26 protein-coding genes are annotated in these 24,555 nt (G+C 50.7%); 21 read left to right on the top strand and 5 right to left on the bottom strand.

Features of this window, described 5'->3' with window-relative positions:
- Positions 1 to 24: 24 nt before the first annotated feature.
- On the top strand, positions 25 to 855 hold the full coding sequence (locus H6F68_RS20095) for a segregation/condensation protein A (RefSeq protein WP_190433730.1): 831 nt from the start codon (positions 25 to 27) through the stop codon (positions 853 to 855).
- A 95-nt stretch (positions 856 to 950) separates the two neighbouring features.
- On the opposite strand, the gene H6F68_RS20090 is transcribed toward H6F68_RS20095, so the two are convergent.
- The gene (locus H6F68_RS20090; protein WP_190561667.1) at positions 951 to 1,124 is read right to left on the bottom strand and encodes a hypothetical protein; all 174 of its coding nucleotides are present in this window, start codon (positions 1,122 to 1,124) and stop codon (positions 951 to 953) included.
- Positions 1,125 to 1,194: 70 nt separating this feature from the next.
- On the opposite strand from H6F68_RS20090, the gene H6F68_RS20085 reads away from it, so the two are divergent.
- Positions 1,195 to 2,394, top strand: a complete 1,200-nt coding sequence (locus H6F68_RS20085; RefSeq protein WP_190554707.1) for a sugar phosphate nucleotidyltransferase — start codon at positions 1,195 to 1,197, stop codon at positions 2,392 to 2,394.
- 136 nt (positions 2,395 to 2,530) lie between these two features.
- Here H6F68_RS20085 and H6F68_RS20080 read toward each other — a convergent pair whose 3' ends face one another.
- A complete protein-coding gene (locus H6F68_RS20080) occupies positions 2,531 to 2,977 on the bottom strand; it encodes a hypothetical protein (RefSeq protein ID WP_190561665.1) in 447 nt (148 codons plus the stop codon).
- 240 nt (positions 2,978 to 3,217) lie between these two features.
- Here H6F68_RS20080 and H6F68_RS20075 point away from each other — a divergent pair, with 240 nt between their 5' ends.
- The 3 genes from H6F68_RS20075 (at position 3,218) to truB (ending at position 7,032) form a co-directional block, all read left to right on the top strand.
- The gene (locus H6F68_RS20075; protein ID WP_190561663.1) at positions 3,218 to 5,128 is read left to right on the top strand and encodes an alpha/beta hydrolase; all 1,911 of its coding nucleotides are present in this window, start codon (positions 3,218 to 3,220) and stop codon (positions 5,126 to 5,128) included.
- 111 nt (positions 5,129 to 5,239) lie between these two features.
- Positions 5,240 to 6,025: a class I SAM-dependent methyltransferase gene (locus H6F68_RS20070; RefSeq protein WP_190561661.1), complete on the top strand. Its 786-nt coding sequence runs from the start codon at positions 5,240 to 5,242 to the stop codon at positions 6,023 to 6,025.
- A gap of 83 nt (positions 6,026 to 6,108) precedes the next feature.
- A complete protein-coding gene (gene truB, locus H6F68_RS20065) occupies positions 6,109 to 7,032 on the top strand; it encodes a tRNA pseudouridine(55) synthase TruB (protein WP_190561659.1) in 924 nt (307 codons plus the stop codon).
- Here truB and H6F68_RS20060 read toward each other — a convergent pair.
- Positions 7,005 to 7,358, bottom strand: coding sequence for a hypothetical protein (locus H6F68_RS20060; protein WP_190561657.1), 354 nt, complete (start codon positions 7,356 to 7,358; stop codon positions 7,005 to 7,007). The genes truB and H6F68_RS20060 overlap by 28 nt on opposite strands.
- Positions 7,359 to 7,458: 100 nt before the next feature.
- On the opposite strand from H6F68_RS20060, the gene H6F68_RS20055 reads away from it, so the two are divergent.
- The 4 genes from H6F68_RS20055 (at position 7,459) to H6F68_RS20040 (ending at position 11,337) form a co-directional block, all read left to right on the top strand.
- Complete coding sequence (locus tag H6F68_RS20055) at positions 7,459 to 9,399, top strand: S9 family peptidase (RefSeq protein WP_190561655.1); 1,941 nt, start codon at positions 7,459 to 7,461, stop codon at positions 9,397 to 9,399.
- Between the two features lie 55 nt (positions 9,400 to 9,454).
- Complete coding sequence (locus H6F68_RS20050; protein ID WP_190561652.1) at positions 9,455 to 10,306, top strand: ABC transporter ATP-binding protein; 852 nt, start codon at positions 9,455 to 9,457, stop codon at positions 10,304 to 10,306.
- The gene (scpB, locus tag H6F68_RS20045) at positions 10,303 to 10,848 is read left to right on the top strand and encodes an SMC-Scp complex subunit ScpB (protein WP_242065574.1); all 546 of its coding nucleotides are present in this window, start codon (positions 10,303 to 10,305) and stop codon (positions 10,846 to 10,848) included. The genes H6F68_RS20050 and scpB overlap by 4 nt, the downstream gene beginning before the upstream one ends.
- A 132-nt stretch (positions 10,849 to 10,980) precedes the next feature.
- Complete coding sequence (locus H6F68_RS20040; protein ID WP_190561650.1) at positions 10,981 to 11,337, top strand: DUF760 domain-containing protein; 357 nt, start codon at positions 10,981 to 10,983, stop codon at positions 11,335 to 11,337.
- 91 nt (positions 11,338 to 11,428) lie between these two features.
- On the opposite strand, the gene H6F68_RS20035 is transcribed toward H6F68_RS20040, so the two are convergent.
- Entirely contained in the window at positions 11,429 to 12,640 is a 1,212-nt protein-coding gene (locus H6F68_RS20035) for an HhoA/HhoB/HtrA family serine endopeptidase (RefSeq protein ID WP_190561648.1), read from the bottom strand.
- 212 nt (positions 12,641 to 12,852) lie between these two features.
- Between H6F68_RS20035 and H6F68_RS20030 the strand changes: the two genes are divergently transcribed.
- The 11 genes from H6F68_RS20030 to H6F68_RS19980 all read left to right on the top strand — a co-directional run bounded on the left by H6F68_RS20030 (position 12,853) and on the right by H6F68_RS19980 (position 22,572).
- A complete protein-coding gene (locus tag H6F68_RS20030) occupies positions 12,853 to 13,779 on the top strand; it encodes a M23 family metallopeptidase (protein WP_190561646.1) in 927 nt (308 codons plus the stop codon).
- A 31-nt stretch (positions 13,780 to 13,810) separates the two neighbouring features.
- Positions 13,811 to 14,677, top strand: a complete 867-nt coding sequence (locus H6F68_RS20025; RefSeq protein WP_190561644.1) for an inositol monophosphatase family protein — start codon at positions 13,811 to 13,813, stop codon at positions 14,675 to 14,677.
- 68 nt (positions 14,678 to 14,745) lie between these two features.
- Positions 14,746 to 15,708: a J domain-containing protein gene (locus H6F68_RS20020; protein WP_190433757.1), complete on the top strand. Its 963-nt coding sequence runs from the start codon at positions 14,746 to 14,748 to the stop codon at positions 15,706 to 15,708.
- Positions 15,708 to 16,937, top strand: coding sequence for an ATP phosphoribosyltransferase regulatory subunit (locus H6F68_RS20015; RefSeq protein WP_190561642.1), 1,230 nt, complete (start codon positions 15,708 to 15,710; stop codon positions 16,935 to 16,937). Before H6F68_RS20020 ends, H6F68_RS20015 begins: the two co-directional genes overlap by 1 nt.
- 87 nt (positions 16,938 to 17,024) lie before the next feature.
- Positions 17,025 to 17,249 carry an indolepyruvate ferredoxin oxidoreductase subunit alpha gene (locus H6F68_RS20010; protein ID WP_190433761.1) on the top strand — a complete coding sequence of 75 codons (225 nt, stop codon included), beginning with the start codon at positions 17,025 to 17,027 and terminating at the stop codon, positions 17,247 to 17,249.
- A 163-nt stretch (positions 17,250 to 17,412) separates the two neighbouring features.
- On the top strand, positions 17,413 to 18,144 hold the full coding sequence (locus H6F68_RS20005; protein ID WP_190561640.1) for an ABC transporter ATP-binding protein: 732 nt from the start codon (positions 17,413 to 17,415) through the stop codon (positions 18,142 to 18,144).
- 81 nt (positions 18,145 to 18,225) lie between these two features.
- Positions 18,226 to 18,705 (top strand): M67 family metallopeptidase, encoded by a 480-nt coding sequence (locus H6F68_RS20000; RefSeq protein WP_313930196.1) that lies wholly within the window; start codon positions 18,226 to 18,228, stop codon positions 18,703 to 18,705.
- A gap of 50 nt (positions 18,706 to 18,755) precedes the next feature.
- The gene (gene moeB / locus H6F68_RS19995) at positions 18,756 to 19,928 is read left to right on the top strand and encodes a molybdopterin-synthase adenylyltransferase MoeB (protein WP_190554694.1); all 1,173 of its coding nucleotides are present in this window, start codon (positions 18,756 to 18,758) and stop codon (positions 19,926 to 19,928) included.
- Positions 19,929 to 20,518: 590 nt separating this feature from the next.
- A complete protein-coding gene (locus H6F68_RS19990; RefSeq protein ID WP_190554693.1) occupies positions 20,519 to 20,716 on the top strand; it encodes a hypothetical protein in 198 nt (65 codons plus the stop codon).
- A 151-nt stretch (positions 20,717 to 20,867) separates the two neighbouring features.
- On the top strand, positions 20,868 to 21,893 hold the full coding sequence (locus H6F68_RS29635; RefSeq protein ID WP_190561638.1) for an alcohol dehydrogenase catalytic domain-containing protein: 1,026 nt from the start codon (positions 20,868 to 20,870) through the stop codon (positions 21,891 to 21,893).
- A gap of 88 nt (positions 21,894 to 21,981) precedes the next feature.
- Entirely contained in the window at positions 21,982 to 22,572 is a 591-nt protein-coding gene (locus H6F68_RS19980) for a hypothetical protein (protein ID WP_190433770.1), read from the top strand.
- 20 nt (positions 22,573 to 22,592) lie between these two features.
- On the opposite strand, the gene H6F68_RS19975 is transcribed toward H6F68_RS19980, so the two are convergent.
- Entirely contained in the window at positions 22,593 to 22,937 is a 345-nt protein-coding gene (locus H6F68_RS19975) for a Dethiobiotin synthetase (protein ID WP_190561636.1), read from the bottom strand.
- A gap of 426 nt (positions 22,938 to 23,363) precedes the next feature.
- Here H6F68_RS19975 and H6F68_RS19970 point away from each other — a divergent pair, with 426 nt between their 5' ends.
- Positions 23,364 to 24,551, top strand: a complete 1,188-nt coding sequence (locus H6F68_RS19970; RefSeq protein WP_190561634.1) for a DegT/DnrJ/EryC1/StrS aminotransferase family protein — start codon at positions 23,364 to 23,366, stop codon at positions 24,549 to 24,551.
- Positions 24,552 to 24,555 lie beyond the last annotated feature (4 nt).

The raw sequence follows: 24,555 nt of genomic DNA, 5'->3' as shown, positions 1-24,555 counted from the left end.
TAACAGCAAGTAGGAATTGGTGGCATGGTTCTGTCTCTGGCCCAAAGCGCGATCGCCTTACTGACCGAGTTGGCAGAGCGGGGTGAAATTGACCCTTGGGATGTCCAAGTAATTGAGGTGATCGATCGCTTTTTGAGTGAATTGACTCCCAGCGACACGGTAGAAATGAACCGAGCCACCTACGAAGCCGATCTGTCTCGTTCTGGGCAGGCTTTTTTATACGCCTCCATGTTGGTGCTCCTCAAAGCTGACACGTTAGTCCGGGCCGAATCTTCTGAAGTTGAAGTGCTCGACGAGGGGGAATTCCTAGAGCCAGATGGGTTGATGGAAACTCAGATGCCACTACATCTAGAACGGCGCTTACGGCGACGAGCGGTGGCAAAACCGCCGCAAAACCGCCGAGTCACCTTGCAGGAGCTGATTGAGCAACTGGAACTGATGGCCGCAAGCATGGTCGAAGCCGCTCCCCGCACTCGCCCCCGTCGCCCCCGTCCCCAATCGCGCAGCCAAGCAGTCCGAGCGATCGCGCAACTAGCGCACCAAGAAAACCTTTCCGAAGTGGCAGCCGCATTAGACCAGTTTCTGGCGACCCAATGGCTAAAAATCTCCCAAGGAGAAGATTGGCTAGACTTTGATTTGTTGATAAAACTATGGTCGGGTGCTGCTCAGCAAGAATTAGATCTTCCTGGCTTATCTAATGGCTCGCATCACAGCACTAGCGATCGCGTCGCCATCTTCTGGGCGCTACTATTTTTGTCCGCTCAGTCCAAAGTAGAGTTATCGCAGGAGGAATTTTACCAAGACTTAAAAGTTCGGAGTCTCGCAGAATTGCCTATTTTTGCGGTATCCGAATAAGCGGGGCATCCTAGCAAAACAGATCACCAGTTTTACCAAGCCAGTTTCACCAAGAATGTAAAAGATCTGTTAGCATCTTGGCGACTCCCAGCCAGTTATGTCTGGTAGTGATAAATTTTGCCGGGTTGGGCAGTCAAGTTGAGATCAATGAAGAGAATGGTTGGTAGATTATCTACAAACCATTGGGTTGCATCAATACGAGTTTTTCCAAAGCGGCTGATTGAGGCCGTTTGGTAATGAGAGGGGGAGGAGAGCGAGTGCCACAGCACTGGAACTCAACCGCCAAACAATGTATCGATTATTGACAGTGTAGTGGTCTAGGGTGAGAGATAAATATTTATGAAAGCCATGATCCTGGCAGCTGGTAAAGGTACGCGCGTTCGTCCGATTACCTACACCATTCCCAAGCCCATGATTCCAATCCTGCAAAAGCCAGTGATGGAATTTCTCTTAGAACTCCTGCGCCAGCATGGTTTTGACGAGATTATGGTCAATGTCAGCCACCTAGCCCATGAAATTGAAAACTACTTCCGAGACGGGCAGAAGTTTGGCGTCCAAATTGCTTACTCTTTTGAAGGGCGCATTGTAGATGGTGAGTTGGTCGGTGAAGCGCTAGGCTCGGCAGGAGGCATGCGCCGAATTCAAGACTTTTCCCCTTTCTTCGACGACACCTTTGTGGTGATGTGTGGCGATGCCCTGATTGATCTTGACCTTACCGAGGCCGTGAGATGGCACCGAGAAAAAGGTTCGATCGCCACTGTAATCATGAAATCCGTGCCCAGGGAAGAAGTCTCCAGCTACGGGGTTGTGGTAACTGATGAGTCAGGTCGCATCAAAGCCTTCCAAGAAAAGCCTGCTGTAGATGAAGCCCTCAGCACCAGCATCAACACAGGGATCTATATTTTTGAGCCTGAAGTTTTAGATTACGTTCCCTCAGGCTGCGAGTTTGACATTGGGGGTGAGTTGTTCCCCAAACTCGTAGAAATGGCTGCGCCCTTCTATGGCGTCACAATGGACTTTGAGTGGGTGGACATCGGCAAGGTGCCTGACTACTGGCGCGCGGTGCGTGGAGTTTTGCAGGGCGACGTTAAGAATGTGCAAATTCCAGGACATGAAGTCGCACCAGGCATCTACACCGGATTAAATGTAGCCGTGAACTGGGACAAAGTTGATATTCAAGGCCCAGTCTATATCGGCGGCATGACTCGAATTGAAGATGGAGCCAAGATTGTTGGTCCCACCTACATTGGCCCTAACTGCCGCATTTGTGGTGGGGCAACCGTTGACAACAGCGTGATCTTTGAATACTCACGGCTAGGTCCTGGGGTACGCTTGGTAGATAAGCTGGTCTTTGGTCGCTACTGTGTTGATAAAACCGGGGCAACGATTGATGTCCAAGCGGCAGCCCTCGACTGGTTGATCACCGATGCTCGCCAAGAAATTCCCTCTCAGCCAGCGCTGGAACGGCAAGCGATCGCGCAACTCCTCGGCAAGGATATCAGCGAGATCGGCAAAGATAGCCGAGCCATGCTTTCCTAAGCGTCGGGCCTCAGATTAGTTCTAGCCTCTGAGCAAAATCAAAATCCGATTCTTGAATGCTTTAAGTTCGAGAGTCGGATTTTTGTTGGCACTCTTTTTTGTTGGTGCTGAATAAAACAGCAGCATGACGAAGGCTCTAAGGTCTGATGACAGGTTGCCGCAGTACTAAAATTCCTTGAGCATTCACCCGGTAAGCTTGACCCACATAGCCTGTGCGATCGTACAACACTTGATGGATATGTTGATCTAGCTTGACTTCATCGGCAATGCGATCGCGATAATAGCCTTTCATTTGCTCCTCAACGCCCATTTCGCTGAGGCGATCGTGCACTTGGGTACTGTTGCCCTCAAAATAGGCAGTTCTGGCGGTGTTGTCTTGAAGAAAGCTGACAATGACCGAGAAGGGTACGCCTCCAATCGTCACATATTCCCCCACCACTAAGACAACCCAAAGTCCTAAAGATAGCAGGATGCCTGAGCCAGCCAAGACGACAATTTGCTGAGGCGATCGCAGTGAACCTGAACCCGGAGTTTTGGCTTGTTTGTGTAGGGCTTGCTTTGATTGAGGTGTGAAAGCACCCATGATCTCAGACCTCTAGCGATCGCTCTTAATCTAGCTTAGGGAGTCAAAGGCTGCCAAATCCTTGAACAATTGAGCAGCAAACTCAGTCTCAATTGCTAAGGTTAGAAATTGGGAAATGTACTGGATCAATCGCACATATGAGCGTATAAGGTTTCAGGTACCCAGTCGCTACCTAAAAAATCATTGCCCAACTGACTGCTCACCCTGCGTGGTGTGACGAGAAGCCCTGAGTGCAACCCCATGAATTTCTTATTGTCTAGTTTTGTGGCCCTGACCCTGCGGCGGTGGCAATTGCAATTCGTTTCTCCTGACCATCGCGTTGTTCAGACTCACCCTGTAAAACGTTGGACTCTTTTAGGACTGGGAGCCCTGAGCAGTGGGCTGTTACTACCCAGTCTCACTCACCCAGCGGCGGCGGCAGAACGTGTTTACGTCTCCTATGGCTCCGTCGAACGCTCCATTTCCATAGACACATTAGAGACTTATGCCAGAACGGGCACCATCAATGATGATTTAGCGGCTTACGCTCAATATGCAGACCCCAAACAGCTGCAAGATTTACGAGAAGTTCTACTCACACCAATTCAACTTTCGTCGGTCGCCGTTTCTCAGTTCCTCTACACCCCCCAAGCAGAAACGTTACTCATGCGCTTGGGCCAAGTGATTCAAACAGAGGCGCGTCAGACTGGGTTTTATGCCATTCGCTCGGCCTTGATTTTGGCAGCAGCTCAGCCGGAGGGCTTGACCTTGCTCAATGTGATGCGGCAATTTCCCACGGATGGCATTCGAGTGAACTTGGGTCGCAGCCTAGAAATTGCTAATGCCTTGGATGAATTTGTGGAGCAAACAAGGCAAGCCTCTGTCGCAATTAGCCAACAAGCAACGGCAGAAGCGGCTTTGGCACCTGTGACTGATTTTTCTGCCCTCGCGGACTTGCGTCAAACGGGAGAATTTGAGTGGGAGAAAACCACCATTACTTTGAGCGATCGCACCCGCAAAACTATTCAACGATTTCCCAATCGCCCGCCGATAGAAATTCCTCGAGAACGGGTGTTTCCAGTTGATATCTACATGCCTTTGGCCAGCGCCGCACAAAACCAGGCCCGACCTTACCCAGCTCCAGTGATTGTGATTTCTCACGGGTTGGGGTCAGATCGCACGACCTTCGATTATTTGGCTAAGCATCTGGCTTCCTACGGCTTTGTGGTAGCTTTGCCAGAGCATTTGGGGAGTAATGCGGGTCGATTGCAGGCACTCTTGAGTGGTACAGCCACTGATGTCGCTGAATCCTTTGAGTTTGTCGATCGCCCCTTGGATGTTAAATATTTGCTGGATGAGTTGGAGCGGCGGTCTCAGTCTGAGCCGTTGTTTCGAGGGCGGCTTAATCTACAACAAGTGGGAGTAGTAGGGCAATCCTTCGGAGGCTACACAGCCCTCTCCGTAGCTGGGGCAACGTTGAACTTTGAGCAATTGGCCGAGAACTGTCAGCGCAGCAATGAGTCTTTGAACTTATCGCTGTTGTTGCAATGTCGGGCGCGGGAATTGGCAGGACGGCAGTACGAGTTGCGAGATCCTCGCATTAAAGCCGCGATCGCGATTAATCCGGTTGATAGCACTGTATTTGGAGAACCGAGTTTGAGCCAAATCCAAGTACCGTTGATGATGATTGCTGCCAATGCCGACACAGTTGCGCCTGCCTTGCCGGAGCAAATTCGACCGTTTACTTGGCTCACCATGCCAGAAAAGTATCTAGTGCTGATGAATGGGGCTACTCACTTCTCGGCCATTGGCGCTTCTGCTACCAATAGTGAAGTTGTGCCCATTCCGACCCCAGTGATTGGAGCAGCTCCAGCGTTGGCTTACCGCTATATCCAAGCCTTAAGCGTGGCTTTCTTTAAAACTCACATCACAAATCAAGAGCAATTTCGACCTTACTTAACTTCTGCCTATGCCGCTAACATCAGCCGAGCGCCCCTAAAACTAGATTTAGTACAATCTTTTACTGCTGCTCAATTGGCCCAAGCCCTAGATGGTGAGACAGAAGAACCAACCGTACCGCCAGAACCTGGCCCTGCTCTCCCTGCAACCTCTCCCTCGGAGCCATTACCCGCGCCCGTCCCACTGGAGGAGCTAGTCCCCACGGTTCCCTAAAATTAAGCTTCTTCTGAGCGCATGAACCGCGATCGCGCTGTTCAAGACTTGACCAAAGCGCATACAGTTCTAAAGGAACGCAATTTTTGTCTCTCTTAAGATAATTTATCTGTGCCAGTACTTGAGCCTAAACATCAACAAATTATCGGGGAATTAATTGCACTGCAAGCCCAAGATCGTCAGTGTAATTTATCCCAATTTAGAAGCATCACCAGTGCCGAGCAGTACCAAAAGCTTTACCAGTTATTGCAGCAATATGTAGCGCCAAAAAGTGCGGTTTTAGATTGGGGCTGTGGCAATGGTCACTTCTCCTATTTCCTCGCCCGCTCTGATTATCAAGCCTATGGTTATGCTTTTGAAGACTTTTACTTACGACAAAAATTAGATCAATTGGCTTACGAATTTAAGCAAGGCACCCCAACGGATGCGATCGCCATCCCGTACGCCGACCAACAATTTGATGCGGTGGTTTCTGTGGGCGTTTTAGAGCATGTACGAGAAACCGGAGGGGATGAAATCGCCAGCTTAAAAGAGATTTTTCGCCTGCTTAAACCGGGCGGTTATTTCATTTGCTATCACTTGCCCAATCAATTCAGTTGGATTGATCCGATCGCCGCGCTAGTCCCCAACAAACACCACCACCTTTATCGCTATACTCGCCAGTCTATTCAAGCTTTGTGTCAAGCAGCCGGCTATGACCTGTTAGAGGTGCAGCGTTATGGAGTTTTGCCTCGCAACTTTTGGGGAAACTTGCCTGGAAGGATTCGCACCTCGGCAGCGATCGCTCAAGGCTGGCAGCTAGCGGATACAACTTTGAGCTACATTTTCTCCCCGTTCTGTCAGAATTATTGGTTTGTGGCGCAAAAACCAAGCGACACTCAGTGTCTCACTCCTTAGAAAGATTAACTAATTCTGAACTTGTAATAGGTTGGCTAGCCGACCCATGACCGTACACCACAATGAGAGCTTGAACTGAGACTGTGCAAGGGTTTTTGAACTTAAATAAACCAGCGGGAATGACTTCCCATGATTGTGTGGCTAAGCTGCGTCGCTTGCTGAAGCTGAAGCGGGTGGGACATGGCGGCACTCTCGACCCCGCAGCTACTGGAGTATTACCAGTCGCAATTGGGCGAGCCACTCGTCTCCTGCAATTTCTGCGATCGGATAAAGCGTATCGCGCCACTGTGCGATTGGGAGTTAAAACTGCAACCGATGACTTAGAGGGAGAAACCCTGTCAGCGCAAGCAACGCCGAATTTAACCTTGGCAGCGGTGCAAGCAGCTCTACCGCAGTTCCAGGGACCGTTGCAGCAAATTCCTCCCGCTTACAGTGCCGTCCAAGTTGAAGGTCGGCGGCTTTATAGCTTGGCTCGGGCGGGAACCCTGATTGAAGTGCAGCCTCGTGCCGTGGAAGTGTTTGCTATTGAAGTGCTGGATTGGCGACCGGGTGACTTTCCCGAACTCGATTTGGCGATTGCTTGTGGTCCGGGCACTTATATCCGGGCGATCGCGCGGGACTTAGGCGAAGTCTTAGGGGTGGGGGGCACGTTGGCCGCTTTGAGTCGTACGGAGAGTTGTGGCCTCACGTTAGCGGAGAGCCTCACCTTTGCCGATTTAGAAGCGCAGCTACAGGCAGGCACCTTTGAAGCGATCGCTCCCCTGAGCGTTTTGCAGCATCTACCCTCGATCACCCTCTCACCTGAATTGGCGCGGCGCTGGTGTTGGGGGCAACGAGTGTTTCAGCCCCTAGACCAATATTTATTTCAATCGGTTGCGTCCGCAGAGGCAAGTTTGGCGGTACGGATTCACCATGAGGATGGACGGCTTTTGGGCGTATCGCAGCAGATTCAGGAACCGGAAGGAACGCTATTAGCGCCTCAGATGGTTCTGGAACCAGATTCGTAAAGCTCATCTTCTGGCTCATCGGGCAACTCGGTTTGCCAAGTGGAAACCGGGCGCAGCACCGCTGGAAGCTCACCTTGGTCTAAGGGAAACTCCAAAATAGTTTCTGACAAGCCTAGATAGCCAGATTCACTAAACGAGATCAGCATTCGTTGCAGGGCAGGCCAGATTTCGGCTTCGTATTCCCAGTCGCGATCGCGGTTCGCTCTCCCAGCGATCGAGCGTAAGGCCCAGAAGTAGCTATTCCGCACCATCGACCCACCTTTCTTGTAAGGCGGGACATCCTCATGGTGGAGGAACAGAATGTCATCAACGATTTTGGCTCTCATGGTTGGTTTGGGGGCTGATTCTGGGTTAAGACGATCCGGAAGGCGAAAAAGCTTCTATCCTCAATTTTAGGAACCGCTGACCCGCCTTTGGAGAATACTCATGCCCTCATCCCAAGTTGCCGCTTACGGTACCTGGAAGTCCCCCATTACTTCAGATTTGATTGTTACAGGTACCATTGGCCTCAGTCAGGCAGCCTTAGACGGAGAGGATATCTACTGGCTAGAGCTAAGACCCACAGAGGCAGGCCGAACAGTGCTGGTGCGCCGGACTCCCGATGGGCAAACTTCAGATGTCACACCCGCTCCCTTCAATGTGCGGACACGAGTGCATGAATATGGTGGGGGAGCTTATGTGGTTCACCAAGGCACCGTCTACTTCAGTCACTTTGCTGATCAACGCCTCTATCGCCAAACGCTAGGTTCAGAACCGCAAGCTCTGACACCGGAAGGCAACTGGCGCTATGCCGATGGCGTGGTAGACGAATCACGGCAGCGCTTTATCTGTGTGCAAGAAGACCATACGGCTGGAGAACAGGAGCCCGTCAACACAATTGCCAGCCTAGATTTGGAGGGCAACTCAGAACCACAAATCCTAGTAGCTGGCAATGATTTCTACTCCTCCCCACGCCTCAGCCCTGATGGCTCGCACTTAGCCTGGTTGACCTGGAACCACCCCAATATGCCCTGGGATGGTACCGAGCTGTGGGTCGCTGCGTTTAATCCCGATGGTTCTCTGAGGCAACCTGAAAAAGTAGCAGGCGGCATCACAGAATCGATCTTTCAGCCAGAATGGTCTCCGAGCGGCATCCTGCACTTTATCTGCGATCGCACAGGTTGGTGGAATCTGTACCGTTGGCAGCAGGGTCAGGTAGAAGCGTTATGCGATCGCGCCGCTGAGTTTGGTGAACCCCAATGGGTGTTTGGTCAGTCTACCTACGGGTTTGATACGAGTAGTGGCAGTGAGCAAATTATCTGCACCTATGTCGAGAAGGGCACTACCCATCTCGCTAGGCTAAACCCAACCACTCAAGAACTTCAGGCAATCACCATTCCTTATACAGTGGTGCGAGGGTTGCAAGTAGCAGCGGGGCAAGCGGTGTTTTTGACGGGCTCCCCCACCGAATCACTGGCGATCGCCCGACTCGATTTAGCTACAGGCGAAACCACTGTTTTGCAGCGCGCCAGCCACCTTCAGGTTGATCCAGGCTATCTCTCGGAACCACAAGCGATCGAGTTTCCGACCGAGAATGGTTTGACTGCATACGCTTTCTTCTATCCACCGAACAACCAAGACTACACCGCACCCGACGGAGAAAAACCACCTTTACTCGTCAAAAGTCATGGTGGCCCCACTGCTGGCACTTCTACGCTTTTGAGCTTGAGCATTCAGTATTGGACGAGTCGGGGGACTGCTGTTTTAGATGTAGATTACGGCGGCAGCACCGGATATGGTCGCGCATACCGGGAGCGGCTGAAAGGGCAGTGGGGCATTGTCGATGTCGATGACTGTGTGAATGGAGCCCGTTTTTTAGCTGAGCAAGGTTTGGCAGATGGCGATCGCTTAGTGATTGATGGCGGAAGCGCTGGAGGCTATACGACGCTCTGTGCTTTGGTGTTCCGCGATGTATTCAAGGCAGGCGCGAGCTACTACGGAGTCAGCGATTTGGAGGCGTTGGCGAGAGATACGCACAAGTTTGAATCCCGCTATCTCGATGGCTTAATCGGCCCCTATCCCGAACGGCAAGATTTGTATCAAGCGCGATCGCCTGTCCATTTCTGCGATCAGCTTTCTTGCCCAGTGATTTTCTTCCAAGGTTTGGAGGACAAAATTGTGCCGCCTAGCCAAGCCGAAGCAATGGTAGAAGTGCTGCAATCGAAGGGCTTACCCGTCGCCTACATTGCCTTTGAAGGCGAACAGCATGGCTTCCGCAAAGCCGAAAACATTAAGCGATCGCTGGACGGCGAACTCTATTTCTACTCGCGTGTATTTGGTTTTGAGCTGGCCGATTCGGTTGAACCTGTCGCGATCGCCAACCTGTAGAGGTCTAAGGCTTTCATCGGTGCTAGGGTAAAGATTGGTTTCATTTCGCTTATTCATGTCTGCTGCGATCTCCCTGCAAAACGTCTACAAAACCTATAGCGATCGCCCGGTCGTTCAGGATCTTTCACTCACGATCAAATCAGGGGAGATGTTTGGCCTACTCGGCCCCAATGGTGCAGGGAAATCCACCACAATTCGCATGCTAACGACGCTGACTAAACCCAGCCAAGGCCAGATTCAGATTGCTGATTTTGATGTGGTGCGTCATGCGGCTCAGGTGAAGCAACGGATTGGTGTGGTGTTGCAGCAAACCAGCGTAGATGGCGATCTGAGCGTTTGGGAGAACATGGAATTTCATGGCCGTTTGCACCATATCCCCAATCGAGTCCGGCAAGAACGGATCGATCGCTGGCTAGAGTATGTAGAACTGAGCGATCGCCGGAATGATTTGGTCAAAACCTTGTCCGGAGGGATGAAGCGGCGCTTACAGGTTGCCCGTGCCTTGCTACATGAGCCAGAAATTCTGTTTCTCGACGAACCAACTGTCGGTTTAGACCCACAAACTCGCCGCCGCCTCTGGGAAATCATCCGCGACTTGAACAAGCAGGGCATGACGATGTTGCTCACCACGCACTACATGGATGAAGTGGAGTATCTGTGCGATCGCATCGGCGTCATGGATGCGGGCAAGTTGATCGAGTTAGGCACGCTCTCCGAACTCAAGCAGAAGTATGGCGAAGGCTTGGTGATGACCCAGAAAGGCGACAAGTGGGATTACCAATTTTTCCCTGATCTAGAGCAAGCGAATATCTATCTGGATCGGCAACCAAACAAGACTGGTATGATGGTGCGACCTTCCAACTTAGAAGATATTTTTGTTGAATTGACAGGACGTAATCTGGATTGAGCGATCAACCAACGCTGTGGGAAGAACCGCCAAAACAGACGGGACTCGCTAGCACCATCGAAGCGATTCTCTACTTAAAGGCCCAACCGCTGGCGCTCAGTGAGATTGCCAAATATGCAGGCTGCGATCGCGCTACGGCAGAAGAAGGTTTGATCGAGCTCATGACCGATTATGCTCATCGCGACAGTGCCTTAGAAGTGGTAGAAACGCCCGAAGGATACAGCTTGCAACTGCGTCCAGCGTTTCACAAACTGGTGCAAACCTTAATTCCAGTAGATTTAGGGGTGGGGGCTTTACGAACTTTAGCGGCGATCGCTTTACGGGGGCCAATTGCTCAGGCGGATTTGGTGAATTTGCGCGGTTCAGGTGCCTATCAGCATGTGCCAGAATTAGTCGAGCAAGGCTTTGTGCGGAAACGGCGGCAATCAGATGGTCGATCCTATTGGTTACAAGTCACCGAGAAGTTCCACCAGTATTTCCAGGTAGACAAACTCCCGATCGCCTTAGAGCCACAAACTCAAGAGCCTGCTGACGAATCCTAAATTTTGCCATTCGACAACCACCCCTTACCCGTCCCTAGAGGTTCGGAATTTTCACCTTTTTGAGACTGGTCACAGAGGTGGGTGGAAGTGCCACAATAGTACAAATAAGCAAGCAAACCCTTTAGCGTCCTTATGGTCTTTAACCCTGAAAGTGCTAAGTTCCTTGGCTCTGACCCCGAAAATGCTCAAGCAAATCCGTTGCTGAAATACCTGCAACATCAGTCACCTGAGGTGCTAGCACGGGTTGCCAAGTCGGTCAGCCCGGAGGTAAAACAAATTATTTCCCATAACGTTCAGGGTTTAGTGGGAATGTTGCCCAGTGAAGGCTTTAACGTTCAAATTACGACCGATCGTGACAACTTAGCAGGGCTGCTCGCCTCTGCCATGATGACGGGCTATTTCCTGCGCCAGATGGAGCAACGCATGGAACTGGAAGGCGTTTTAGCGGGTTCAATGTCTCTTCACGAAGACCCCCCTTCTAACCAATAGCCGACAAGCTCAAAAAGAAATTTTTAGGATCGCGAAGATTGACCTAACCCCCGGCCCCTTCCCTGCCAGGGAGGGGGAGAGAGATAGTAGATCAGCCAATTTCTTCAGTCGGAAAAGCGCTGGGTTGAATCCGCAAGCGTTGAGCTTTGCCGTTGCGGTTAATTTCGAGATTGAGCTGGGCCCCTACGACACTCGCTTCCACCATCTCTTGCACTTCCGAAGCAGTTCTAACCGACTTGCCGTTAATTTTTTGAATCACGTCTCCCTGCTTTAAACCTGCCTTGGCAGCGGGTGAGTTGTCCAAAACCTTAACAATCAAAACGCCTTGATCCTGCGTTACCTTAATGCCCAACTCACGATCGCGGTTGATTTCCTCTTTAATTTCGCCCGTTAGGTCAACCATCTGGATGCCTAAGTAAGGATGCTCAGCACGACCACTGCGAAATAGTTGCTCGGCAATGCGCTCTGCTGTCTCGATGGGAATGGCAAAGCCTAACCCTTGAGCATCAGCTCGGATGGCTGTGTTGATACCCACCACTTCTCCCTGCTCGTTCAGCAAAGGTCCGCCGGAGTTGCCCGGATTAATCGCTGCATCGGTTTGGATAAATTGCACCCGCTTGTTGGGCACTCCCACTTGCGAACTAGAGCGGCCAATAGCACTAATAATGCCAGCGGTGACGGTGTTATCTAGACCTAAAGGATTGCCGATCGCGATCGCCCATTGTCCTGGCACCAAAGATTGAGACTTGCCCAACTTGACCACAGGCAAGCTAGAAGCACTGATTTTGACCACCGCTACATCCGTCACTGGATCAGTCCCAACCACTTGGCCGTTAAAGCTGCGACCATCTTTCAGCGTCACTTTTACAGTATCAGCCTCAGCCACGACATGGGCATTGGTCATCAAGCGGCCATCTGCACTCAAAATAAAGCCAGAACCTGTCCCTCGTTCCACACGATCTTCTGGAATAGGAGCTTCACCACCAAAGAAGCGCTTGAACATGGGGTTTCTAAACGCCTCTGGCACATTACCCGTCACTGTCCGGGCTGAATCAATTCGCACCACCGCAGGCCCTACCTTTTCGACTGCTGCGGCAATAAAGTTAGGGCTGGTAGGGGAGATGGGTAGGCTAGCAGTGGTACGGGCAGACGGCTTCTGAGTCTGTGGTTGAAGAAAAGGTGCTAGCCCGCCAGATGAAGTAGTTCGCTCTGCGGTGAGGTAGCGGTTACCCCACGCTCCTGCACCACCGCCAATGGCTAATAAAGCTAGGTAAATCGTTAGTTGTTTGAACGACAAACTCATAGTCTCAACACTGAATGGCAGTGGCGCAGGAAAACATACCTCTACTGTAATCGATGGTGCTTCTGAGCAGGAAAATCGGACCGAGCTAGGCGATCGCTCATGATTGCGATTCAATAAAGCTAGGAAACAGCAGTCAGAAAACAGGAGTCAAAATAGATGCAGTTCTTCTGACTTCCAATTCCTAACTTCTGACTCCCCCAGATATGATACCCATGAGTTTTTCTCGCTGGTTTGCTCTACCCACTCTGCTCTGGCTCACTTGGTATCCCCTCAACAGTAGTGCTGCAACGCCGGAAGTCAGTTCAGGGATACGGCCAGGAGCGATCGCTCAAACCTCCAGTCTTTGTCCAAAGCCTGCATTAGAGCGCTTGACTCGCTACAAGGTTAAGTCGGGTGAAACGCTAGAGAGTATTGCCCAGAAATATAATTTGATTCCTGCAACTTTGATGGGATTCAATCCCAGCCTAAGGAGTGGCAAAGCAACTCCTGGCGCAGAGATTGTGATTCCGCCTTACAACGGGGTGCAGGTAAGCGTTCCGGCAGGCCAAACTTGGCGGGATGTCGCGGCTACCTACAAAGTGCGGGCTGATGTGCTGTTTGAAGTCAATGGTTGCTCAGCCAAACCTGCTACCGTTTTTGTCCCTGGCGTGAATTGGTCTCCAGTCGGCTCTGCTCCACCCAGCATCAGTCCCAAAGATCGCGATAACTATGGCTTGACAGGCTACCCGCTGCCCACCACGGCGACGGTGCTGCTCGGCTACGGTTGGCGGCTACAGCCTGCGATCGCTCAAGTGGCTTTTCATAGCGGCATTGACCTTGCAGCTCCAGTCGGCACCAATGTTCTAGCGGCAGGCGATGGTGTGGTAGCTTTTGCCGATCAGCAAGGCAGCTATGGCAGTTTAGTTGTGATTAATCATGCGGGTGGAAGGCAGAGCCGCTATGCGCAGTTAGGCAGCATCAAAGTCAAGGCGGGCCAGACCGTGAAGAAGGGCGCGCTAGTTGGTACGGTCGGCACCACTGGAACGCCTAGTTCAAAAGCAACTCATCTACATTTCGAGGTGCGCTACAACTCCAATTTAGGGTGGGTCGCTGAAGATCCAGAACCTTATATTCAGGGCATGAAAGTGGCAAAACAGTGATTCAATAAGAAACTGTGAATAAATATTAAAGATGAGCCACCCATCGCCTGAACAACTCCAAATCTTTTTAGACGTTGCCACGGAAGCAGTGCTGGCAGCAGGAGTCATCTTGCAAGATTACTGGGGCCACCTAGAAGGGATTGAGGAGAAAGGTCGTCCCGGAGATTTAGTCACAAAAGCGGACAAGGCCGCAGAAGCAGCGATCCTTCAGGTGCTGCGTCGCCATGTTCCAGACCATCCGATTTTGGCTGAAGAATCAGGGCAGCTCGACAACACGGCCAGCGAATATCTGTGGGCGATCGATCCCTTAGATGGCACCACGAATTATGCCCACCAATATCCTGTCGCCGCAGTTTCGGTGGGGCTGTTAATTGAGGGGATGCCGCAAGTCGGAGCTATTTTTGACCCCTTCCGCCAAGAACTATTTCGAGCCGCTATAGGATTGGGAGCCACTCGCGATCGCCGCCCCATTCAAGTCTCAAAAACCGCTGAACTGAGCAAGAGCCTTTTAGTCTCAGGCTTTGCCTACGATCGCCGTGAAACCTCAGACAATAATTACGCCGAATTTTGTCATCTCACCCACCTGACTCAAGGGGTGCGTCGCAGCGGCTCTGCCGCATTGGATCTCGCCTATGTCGCCTGTGGTCGCTTCGATGGCTATTGGGAGCGGGGCTTGTCTCCTTGGGATATGGCAGCAGGCATTGTGTTGGTTCGCGAAGCGGGTGGACAGGTTACAGCTTACGACCAAAGTCCTGTAGTCATCCCTTCCGGTCGGATTCTCGCCACGAATCAGCAAATTCACAGCGCTTTGAGCAGCGAACTGTTACAGGTGAGCGCTGCATCAGCCGCAAGAAGTGATAACAATGTATTAAGTCAGGATGCTAGCCACCCCTCCTAAGGCATGCATCCCCTGCGAGGCAAAGTAGACTAGAAGCATTTACGTAGTAGGAAGTGAGACCACAAACCATGTCTTTTCAAATTGACCGAGGGCTATTTAAGCTGGATTTCACTGACTACTACGCCATCTTGGGAGTCCCAATCAACTCGGACGCTAAGGAGATTCGGAAACGCTATCTTAAAATCGCGCGTAACCTCCATCCAGATAGCTTTTCATCCGAATCTGAGGACGAAAAGCAGCAAGCCACAGAGTTATTATCCAAGCTCGTTAATCCAGCTTACGAGAAGTTATCTCAAGATCGCGAACGAGCCGAATACGAAGTCTTAGTACGGCTAAAAGGTCAACAGGCTATTAAAGAAAAAGATTCTGTTCAAATCTTTAGTGAAGTAGCGACACAACTCTCTAAAGCTAATGATGTTGACCATGCCTACAAAACGGCACTACAAGAGATAGCAACTAAGCAGTATCAAACTCTAGATCAGATCCTGGAACTGACTGGTCAAATTAGTGAGTTAAATTTTGTCTACCTCCTACGCAAAGGTGGTGCCGTTCCAGGGTCTTCACAGACTAAAAATCAGGCTGCGGGGGGTGCTGCAACTTCTAATCAAGCAGGTAAATCTAATCAAGCGGCGAATGCTGCTCCAGCACCTTCTACGGCTTCACAAGCCAAGCCAACCGCTGTAGAACAATATTGCCGTCGGGCCGAAGAACTGATTGTTAGAAACGCTTTTGCTCAAGCAATTTTGGAACTCCGCGACGGTTTGAAATTAGAACCAAATAACAGCCGCTGTCATGGCTTGTTGGGCATGGTGTATTTGAAGCAAAACCAGGCCAAAATGGCTAAGATTCATATTGAGCGAGCACTACAGTTAAATCCCAAAGACGAGATAGCTTTGGAAGCGAAGCAGAAATTAGATAAGCTGTCTGCTGGGACTGGCGGTAAAGCTAAACCAGCCAAGGCTGGTCAGTCCGAGAAACCCCGTGATTCGGGTGGTGGTTTGTTTGGTTTGTTTGGTGGAAAGAAAAAATAATGGTTTATCAACCACCTGCTGGAGCTAGAGATCTCCTGCCACTCGATGTGGCTCAAAAGCGCTGGATTGAGAAGGGTCTACAGCAAGTGTTTCATCGCTGGGGCTATCACCGCATTATTACTTCAACCTTAGAGCGGCTGGATACCCTGATGGCTGGGGGAGCGGTGCAGCGCTCTACGGTGATTCAAGTTCAAGATGCCGAGAATGAAGTATTGGGGCTACGGCCAGAACTGACAGCTTCGATCGCGCGGGCGGCAGTGACTCGGATGGTGGGTGCTGCTTATCCCCAACGGCTCTACTACAACGCCAATGTGTTCCGACGGGCGGCTCAAGCCAATCACAACCGTCAGCAGGAGTTTTACCAAGCAGGCGTGGAGCTGTTGGGCGGCGGTGGCCTAGTCGCAGATGCTGAGATTCTGCTTTTGCTGGCTGACTGCCTGAAAAATCTCGGTTTAGCTCAGTGGCACTTGGTATTAGGAGAAGCAGGACTAACGCGATCGCTCCTCTCGCCGTTTCCGAGCCACCTGCAAGATACGGTGCGGCAAGCGATCGCCCACTTAAACCGCATTGCCCTAGAAACTCTCCCACTCTCGCCAGAACTGCGGGAACGGGCGCTGTTTTTAGTAGATCTGCGCGGTCGCCCAGCGGATGTGCTGCAAAAGGTGTCGAGTTTAGACCTAGATGCGGCTCAGCGTGAAGCGGTAAACAACCTCAAGTCTTTGGTGGAACTGCTGAGCGATAGTTTTGCTACACAGCCAGGCCGATCTCCCCTAATTCTCGATCTCAGCTTGATTCAAACCTTCGACTATTACACAGGCATTGTGTTTGAAGTGGTGAGTGAGGCGGAGACGGGGCAGCGCGTGTTGGGCCAGGGTGGACGCTATGACCAGTTGTTAGGTCTGTATCATCCTCAAGGAGAAACGTATCCTGGGATTGGTTTCTCGCTCAATATCGAGGATTTGCATCAAGTGCTGTTGCCCACCGAGCAATTGCCTCAGGAAACACCGAATAGTGATTGGTTGGTGGTGCCAGAAAGCGCTCAAGCTTATACGGCAGCTTTTGCTTATGCCCAAAAGTTGCGGGAGTCGGCTGAGTTGGTGCGGGTTGAGGTAGATTTGGGCGATCGCCTCTCCCCAGAAGCGGTGCGGGAATATGCGCGCGATCGCCGGATTGCCCAGGTGGTTTGGATTAAGGTGGATGGTTCTGCTGAGGTAGAGTCACTCACCTAATCTCGTCCTGAATCTTTAGGTTGATCCTGATAGCTTAGAAGAAGCAATCAGATTGATTTGTTTTGCGTTTTTGAGAGAGAGAACACTGTGCCACATACGATTGTTACGAATATTTGTGAAGGCGTTGCCGATTGTGTAGATGCTTGCCCAGTGGCCTGTATTCATGAGGGTCCTGGTAAGAACACGAAAGGGACTGATTGGTATTGGATCGATTTTTCTACCTGTATTGACTGCGGGATTTGTTTGCAGGTTTGTCCGGTGGAGGGGGCGATCGTGCCGGAGGAGCGGCCTGATTTGCAGAAGACGCCTTAGTTGTTAGTTCCTGACTTGAGGAAGCTGAACCTTTGGGGGCACCTGCCCCCAAACCCCCGCTGAGGGACGGTTGCGTCCCCCAGACCCCCTCCAAAAGGTGGTTTAATTTAGCTGACAACCTCTAACTTTCTACTCTCTAATCCCTAACTCCTAACCCCTACCCATGACCCATTCTGCTCCGTTGCTTGAAGTTGAAGATGTCTATGCAGGTTATGTGAAGGATCTGAATATTCTGCAAGGCGTGAATATGCGAGTGTATCCGGGGGAGTTGGTGGCAGTGATTGGGCCGAATGGGGCGGGTAAGTCTACGCTGGCGAAAACAGTTTTTGGGTTGTTGACCCCGAATCGCGGCAAGATTACGTTCCAGGGGGAAAGTATTGCGGGTTTGAAGTCGAACCAGATTGTGCAGCGAGGCATGTGCTATGTGCCGCAAATTTCTAATGTGTTTCGATCGCTGAGTGTGGATGAAAACCTAGAAATGGGGGCTTTTATCTGCAATGAGCCGTTGGATGCAACTAAGGATCGCATTTACACCATGTTTCCTGATTTGGCGGGTCGGCGACGGCAGCGGGCGGGCACTCTGTCGGGTGGTCAGCGGCAAATGCTGGCGATGGGGCGAGCGTTGATGCTACAACCAAGTTTGATGTTATTGGATGAGCCTTCGGCGGCGCTATCACCGATTTTGGTAAACAACGTGCTAGAGCAAATTAAGCAAATTAATCAGAACGGGACGGCGATCGTGCTGGTGGAGCAAAATGCTCGTAAGGCGCTGGAAATGGCCGATCGCGGTTATGTATTGGAGGCAGGGCGCGATCGCTTTGAAGGTCCAGGACGTGACTTGCTCTATGACCCGAAAGTGGGTGAACTATATTTAGGGGCAGGCAAAGCACACTAAATCTCACTTCATCGCTCAGGTGAGTTGATTCTGACTTAGAATAAATAATCTAGCTCAGCAAAAATTTTTGACAACTGGTTCGTGATTCTGCAACTCGACTCTCACCACATTCAAGCGATCGCGGCTCAGGCTGAGCGCACTTACCCAGAAGAGTGCTGCGGTTTGCTATTGGGAAAAGTGAGTTCAGATTCTAGTGAGTCTCGAACTGTGATTGAAGTTTGCGCCACTGAGAATGTTTGGGCTCAGGATTTAGGGGACGTGATCGAGTTGCCAAACAATTGGGATGTGACCCAACACAAGCATTTTTGGATTGACCCCCGCGAGATATTGCAAGTTCAGCGGGAAGCACGCGATCGCCACCTCGACATTGTTGGTGTGTACCACTCCCATCCCGATCATCCCGCTACACCTTCGGAGATGGACCGAATGTGCGCCTGGGCGCACTACTCGTATATTATTGTTTCCGTTCAACACGGTAAAGTTATAGATCTGCGTAGCTGGAGCCTGACCGAAGACCATCGGTTCCAGTCAGAAGATATTTGGATTGCTGAGGCTGCTTAGTTTTAGCCTCTCCCAACTCGCTTATCCCATCTCTCCTTGCATTCATTGCTATGCTCAATCCCAATTTGGATGAGATCCAACTCACAAAAGACGAATACGAACGGTATTCCCGTCACCTAATCCTGCCAGAAGTCAGTCTAGAAGGCCAAAAGCGCCTAAAAGCTGCCAGCGTTCTCTGCATTGGCACGGGTGGTTTGGGTGCGCCGCTGCTGCTCTATTTAGCCGCAGCAGGAATTGGCCGCATTGGTATTGTGGACTTTGACGTGGTAGACCACTCAAACCTCCAGCGTCAAGTGATTCACGGTACTTCTTGGGTGGGTAAGCCCAAGATCGAGTCGGCCAAGAACCGAATTCTCGAAATCAACCCCAACTGTCAAGTTGATTTGTACGAAACCCGCCTCAGTTCTGAAAACGCCCTCGATATCGTTGAACCTTACGACATTGTGGTGGATGGCACCGACAACTTCCCCACTCGTTACCTGGTCAATGATGCTTGCGTGTTGCTAAACAAGCCCAACGTCTACGGCTCCATCTATCGTTTTGAAGGCCAAGCGACGGTTTTCAACTACGAAGGCGGCCCCAACTACCGTGACCTCTATCCCGAACCCCCACCGCCAGGACTTGTACCCTCCTGCGCTGAGGGCGGCGTTCTAGGAATTCTGCCTGGAATCATTGGCGTAATTCAAGCCACCGAAACGGTCAAAATCATTCTAGGTAAAGGGACAACGTTGAGCGGTCGTTTGCTGCTTTACAACGCCTTGGAGATGAAATTCCGGGAGCTGAAGCTGCGGCCCAATCCGGTGCGACCCGTAATCGAGAAGCTGGTAGATTACGAAGAGTTCTGTGGCATTCCCCAAGCTAAGGCAGCGGAAGCCCAGCAACAAGCGGAAATTCCTGAGATGACGGTGCAAGACCTGAAGCAACTGCTCGACAGCAGTGCGGATGACTTTGTGCTGATCGATGTCCGCAACCCGAATGAGTACGAAATTGCCCAGATTCCTGGCGCTATTTTGGTGCCCCTCCCCGACATTGAAAGCGGCGAAGGCGTGGCTAAAGTCAAAGAAGCCCTGAATGGTCATCGTTTGATCGCTCATTGCAAAATGGGCGGACGATCGGCTAAGGCTCTCGGCATCCTGAAGCAAGCAGGCATCACTGGAACCAATGTGAAGGGTGGTATTCAAGCTTGGAGTCGGGAAATCGATCCTTCTGTGCCTGAATATTAAACGCCTGAGTTCTCAACTCTTCGCAATTTACTAAACCATCGCCTCCTCACTTCCGCTGCAATCCTCTCTTAGAGTTTGGATTGGCCGAGGTAGAGGGGGCGATCGCTTTTTTGCTAATTCATTTTCCCGAATCTGTCTGCTAGTGACGATCGTTACTTTCCTAGCAGCAAACTAGTGCATTAATGTTAATTGTCCATTTTGCTTAGCTCTCTAGAGCTGAAACTTAACTAGTACTGCATTACGTGCAATGGATTTTGATTTATCTATCTGGGGATCAATCTCTAAACTGAATACTTAAACTAAGTTTCTGAAGTTTGCCCCGACTTTAAAAAACAAAAATTTCGTGCTAAAAAATGCCGTTTCGCTACTGACAATTTAATTTGTCTCCCAAGATGGATGGCGGGGATCGCCCAGTAGCTCTACCTTAGAGTTCAGAGAACCTAAGTTTTTAGCTTTTGCTTCAGACATCCTTGAATCCTAGACCAGGGGTAACAGACCGAATAGCTAAGACTAATTGAATGAACCAATTAAGCTCAGCCCTTGTATTTCTTTAATTAACAATTTTTAAACTGTTTGGAGAGCTAAGTGCCATGAATAGCGATGTTAATAAGTGCCCTTATTGCGATAGTCCTTTGCTACGGCACGCGCGTCAAAAAGGAGTCTATTGGTTCTGCACCTCCTGCTGGCAAGAAGTCCCTTCCCTGTCTAGTGCAGTTCTGCGAAGTGAGACTCCTATGACTGCTCTAACACCGAACAAAGCCACCTCTGCTTATCGCTCTGGACAATAAGAGAGATTTTTAGGCAGACCGAGTTTGAGTCGCATAGAGCCATTAGCCCTGTCCTTAGTATTAAGGTAGGGTTTTCTGTTGAGCCAGCGGGCAGATTGCTGGAACCCAATCTTGTAAGATTGAGAGAAATCAAGGGTTTTAGGCAATTCCTGTGCTAGCAGCTCTCCTCTACGGTCAAGAAGATTTACGCTTAGAACAAGTCCCCGATCCCACTCCTGGCCCTGGGGAAGTAGTAATTCAAGTGGCAGCCGCAACAACTTGTGGCACAGACCTCAAAGTATGGCGACGGGGAGGTCATGCCCGAATGCTGCGTCCGCCAACTCTATTTGGCCATGAAGCAGCTGGAGAGATTGTCGCCATTGGATCAGAGGTGACAGACTGGAAGATTGGCGATCGCGTAGTGGCCAATAACTCCGCCCCTTGTCTCGACTGTTTTTTCTGCCACCGTCAAGAATATTCGCTCTGCCCCAACTTAACTTTTAACAACGGCACTTTTGCTCAATATCTCAAAATTCCCGCGCCGATTGTCCAGCAAAACTTACTGCCGATTCCGGAAGATTTGCCAGCCGAGTTGGCGGCGATGACCGAACCGCTAGCTTGTGTCTTGCATGGTGTGGCTCGCTCTAACGTTAAACCTGGCGATCGCGTGGCTTTGCTAGGAGATGGCGCGATCGGACTGATGTTTGTGGCAGCTTTGGCGAACCAAGGCGCAGAAGTATTTCTGTTTGGGGGTAGTGACTCACGCCTGCAAGTTGGCTCCAAGTTTGGCGCTGCCCAAATCTTTAACTATCGACAAGTGCCTGACCTACCTACAACCGTAAAAGAGCTAACCGATGGTTGGGGCGCTGATGTGGTGATCGAAGCCACGGGAGTTCCGGCAGCTTGGGAAACAGCGATCGCCTGTGCCCGTCCCGGTGCAACAGTGAATCTATTTGGCGGTTGTCCTCGCGATACCACGATTACCGTCAATACCGAACAACTCCACTACAGCGAACTCACGCTAAAAGGTGTTTTTCACAATACGCCTCACTATGTCCGTGCGGCTTTGTCCCTGCTAGCTAGTCGCACCGTGCCGTTTGAGTTGTTGATTAGCGATCGCCAACCCCTTGAACAACTCGAACAAGTGTTTCAAGACATGAAAGATCGCAAAGTGATTAAAGTCGCGATCGCAAACTGATATATTTAGGGCGCAAATCGCCAATACTAGGGCATTACCCATTCCCAATTACCTGGGGCGGTTGTCATGTGTCAACAAGAGGCTTGTGATGAGTAGAGTGCAACTGGGAGCTGTTCTGTCTTTTGGATTGATGCTAGTGCTAGGAGGCGGGCGAGCGGAGGCGCTACCTGGACAGACGACTGAAGAAGTTGGGGCTTGGATTCAAGCTCACCCGACTCTGCGGCCTGCCAGTGGGGAAAAGCTACTGGTGCGCAAGAATGATAGCGCCGCTCAACGGTTTACTTTTCAAGCCTCTGTGCTTGCTCCTGGTAAAGTGATTCCGGCTGGGGACCCCAGCATCATTCGCTCTGAGCGCCTGTCCATCTTTGACATGATCAATGGTGTGACTCGCAATCGCCTAGACGAATCACTGCGAGTAATTTATGGCCTAGATGTGTATCAAGACTACGAGCGTGCCAATCTGGTGTACAGCTATCCCGGAGAAGCCACCGCGTACCAAGCTCGCCGCCGCGCTACCCCTCTGATGTCAGCTTTGCAGGGAGAACTCCGCACGGGCAATCGTTATGCCTATTGGACCGAAATCGCTCAAACGCGAAATGGAAGTGCCTACGCAGGTCACGTTGTGGTTTTCCTTAAGAGTGACCTCAACAAACTAGAAACTGAACTGCGAAATCGCTAGGCTGATCACCGATGCCTAAGCTAGGCTGATTTCCACTCATCTGAAAAAATATTTTTTACGGCAGTTGAAATTCGCGCAACGTCTTCATCAAGTAGGGGTGGCCAAACCACTCCTAATTTGCGCTGCGAATCGTACTGTCGTCGGCTTTCTAGTGCCAATATATGCAAGGTATAAATTAATTCTCGGTCTAGGCTCGGGGCGGCTCGCAGTGCCTCAAATACCACTTTCAGGGCGAGTAATATGGACGTAACCTGCCCTGGAACTGGCGGTTTTCCTTGCTGGAGACGAGATAAAAACGTATCTTGATTTGGGTTGAGCAATCGCGCTTGATTGATTAAAAAACTACGAGCGGTTTCGTAATCCATGCCGTTCAAAAAATGATAGGGCTTGTCACTGAATTTGCTGATTTAAGGAGTTGGACTTCGATTAAACATCGCTTCTGCCAGGAATGCTGTTTAAGAGTGCCCACCTAAAAACTGCAAAGCAGCGGAATTGCTGTAAAGCTATCGTATCTGGCGATTAATGCCAAGTTCTCAGCAAAACCTATTACTTAAAAAATCAATAAAGTTAGTTTGAAATTAAAGTGATCCTCCGGAGCTTTCACCTTAATTGCAGCGGTGCGATCGCGGAAGTTATTGGAAGTTCATTGATTACCTAGGGACATTCATAGACTCTTCACCGTTTCACTATGTTCAAAATTCAGTAATTCGCCCATAACTAGAGTAGACCTGTACTGATTCAGCTCAGTTTCTAGATTTCGTCCCTACTCTCCCTCTTGAATATTGCCGTTTATGAACATCGCCGCTGCAACCATTCCATTTGTCGATCTCACCCTTCAGCATCAACCCATTCAAACTCAGATTGAACAAGCGATCCAAGCAGTAGTGCGGCAGGGAGATTATGTGTTGGGTCAAGCACTGACAGAGTTTGAATTGGCCTTTGCCACTGCTTGTGGAGCCGAGCATGGAATTGGGGTTGCTTGTGGTACTGATGCGATCGCCTTGGGTCTACAGGCCTGTGGCGTTGGGCCAGGTGACGAGGTGATTCTACCAGCCAATACCTTTGTTGCCACGTTGATTGGAGTTTTACGGGCAGGGGCAACTCCAGTCCTGGTGGACTGTGAACTAGAAACAGGGCTGATGGATTTAGCTGCTGCTGCCAAAGCGATCACGCCGAAAACCAAGGTGCTGCTGCCAGTACATCTCTACGGCCAGATGGTGTCGCCTCGGCAGCTTTTAGACTTGGCTGATGCCCATAATTTACTAATTTTTGAAGATGCCGCTCAAGCTCACCTGGCAGAGCGAGATGGTTACCGAGCTGGCTCTGTGGGGATTGCCGCAGCCTTTAGCTTCTACCCTAGTAAGAACCTAGGAGCCGTTGGAGATGGTGGCATGGTCGTGACGCAAGATGCGAGTGTGGCTCAAACCATGCGATCGCTGCGCAACTACGGAGCACCCCGCAAATATTTTCATACGGAATATGGCACCAACAGCCGCCTAGACACCTTGCAAGCGGCTGTCCTCAATGTGAAGTTGCCTCACTTGGCCGAGTGGAACCGCGATCGCAATCAGATTGCTCAGTACTATGATGCTTTGTTGCAGCCGCTCCAGTCCGTGGGGTTAGTCCCTGTCACAAATCAAAGTAGCAGCGGTCATGTGTACCACCTCTACGTCCTGCGTGTGCAAGACTGCCCCCTGACTCGTGAGTTAATTCAAGAAGAACTTTCAGCCCAAAATATTCAGACAGGCATTCACTACCCGATTCCCTGCCATTTACAACCTGCTTTTCAAAACTTAGGTTATAAAATGGGTGACTTTCCTCAAGCAGAGCAGCTCTGCCAAGAAATTCTTTCCCTGCCTATGTATCCTGGTTTGACTCCAGCTCAAGTAGAGCGAGTCGTGGCTACCTTGAAAGGTTTACTCCAAGCGTATCCTCCGGCGGCCAACACCCAGTTATGTACTCCAGTAATGGCAAACTAAAACC

It is taken from the genome of Trichocoleus sp. FACHB-262, from assembly GCF_014696035.1.
Lineage (GTDB): Bacteria > Cyanobacteriota > Cyanobacteriia > FACHB-46 > FACHB-46 > Trichocoleus.
The sequence above is the reverse complement of the archived record's forward strand: the minus strand, read 5'-3'. Positions and strand labels throughout refer to the sequence as shown.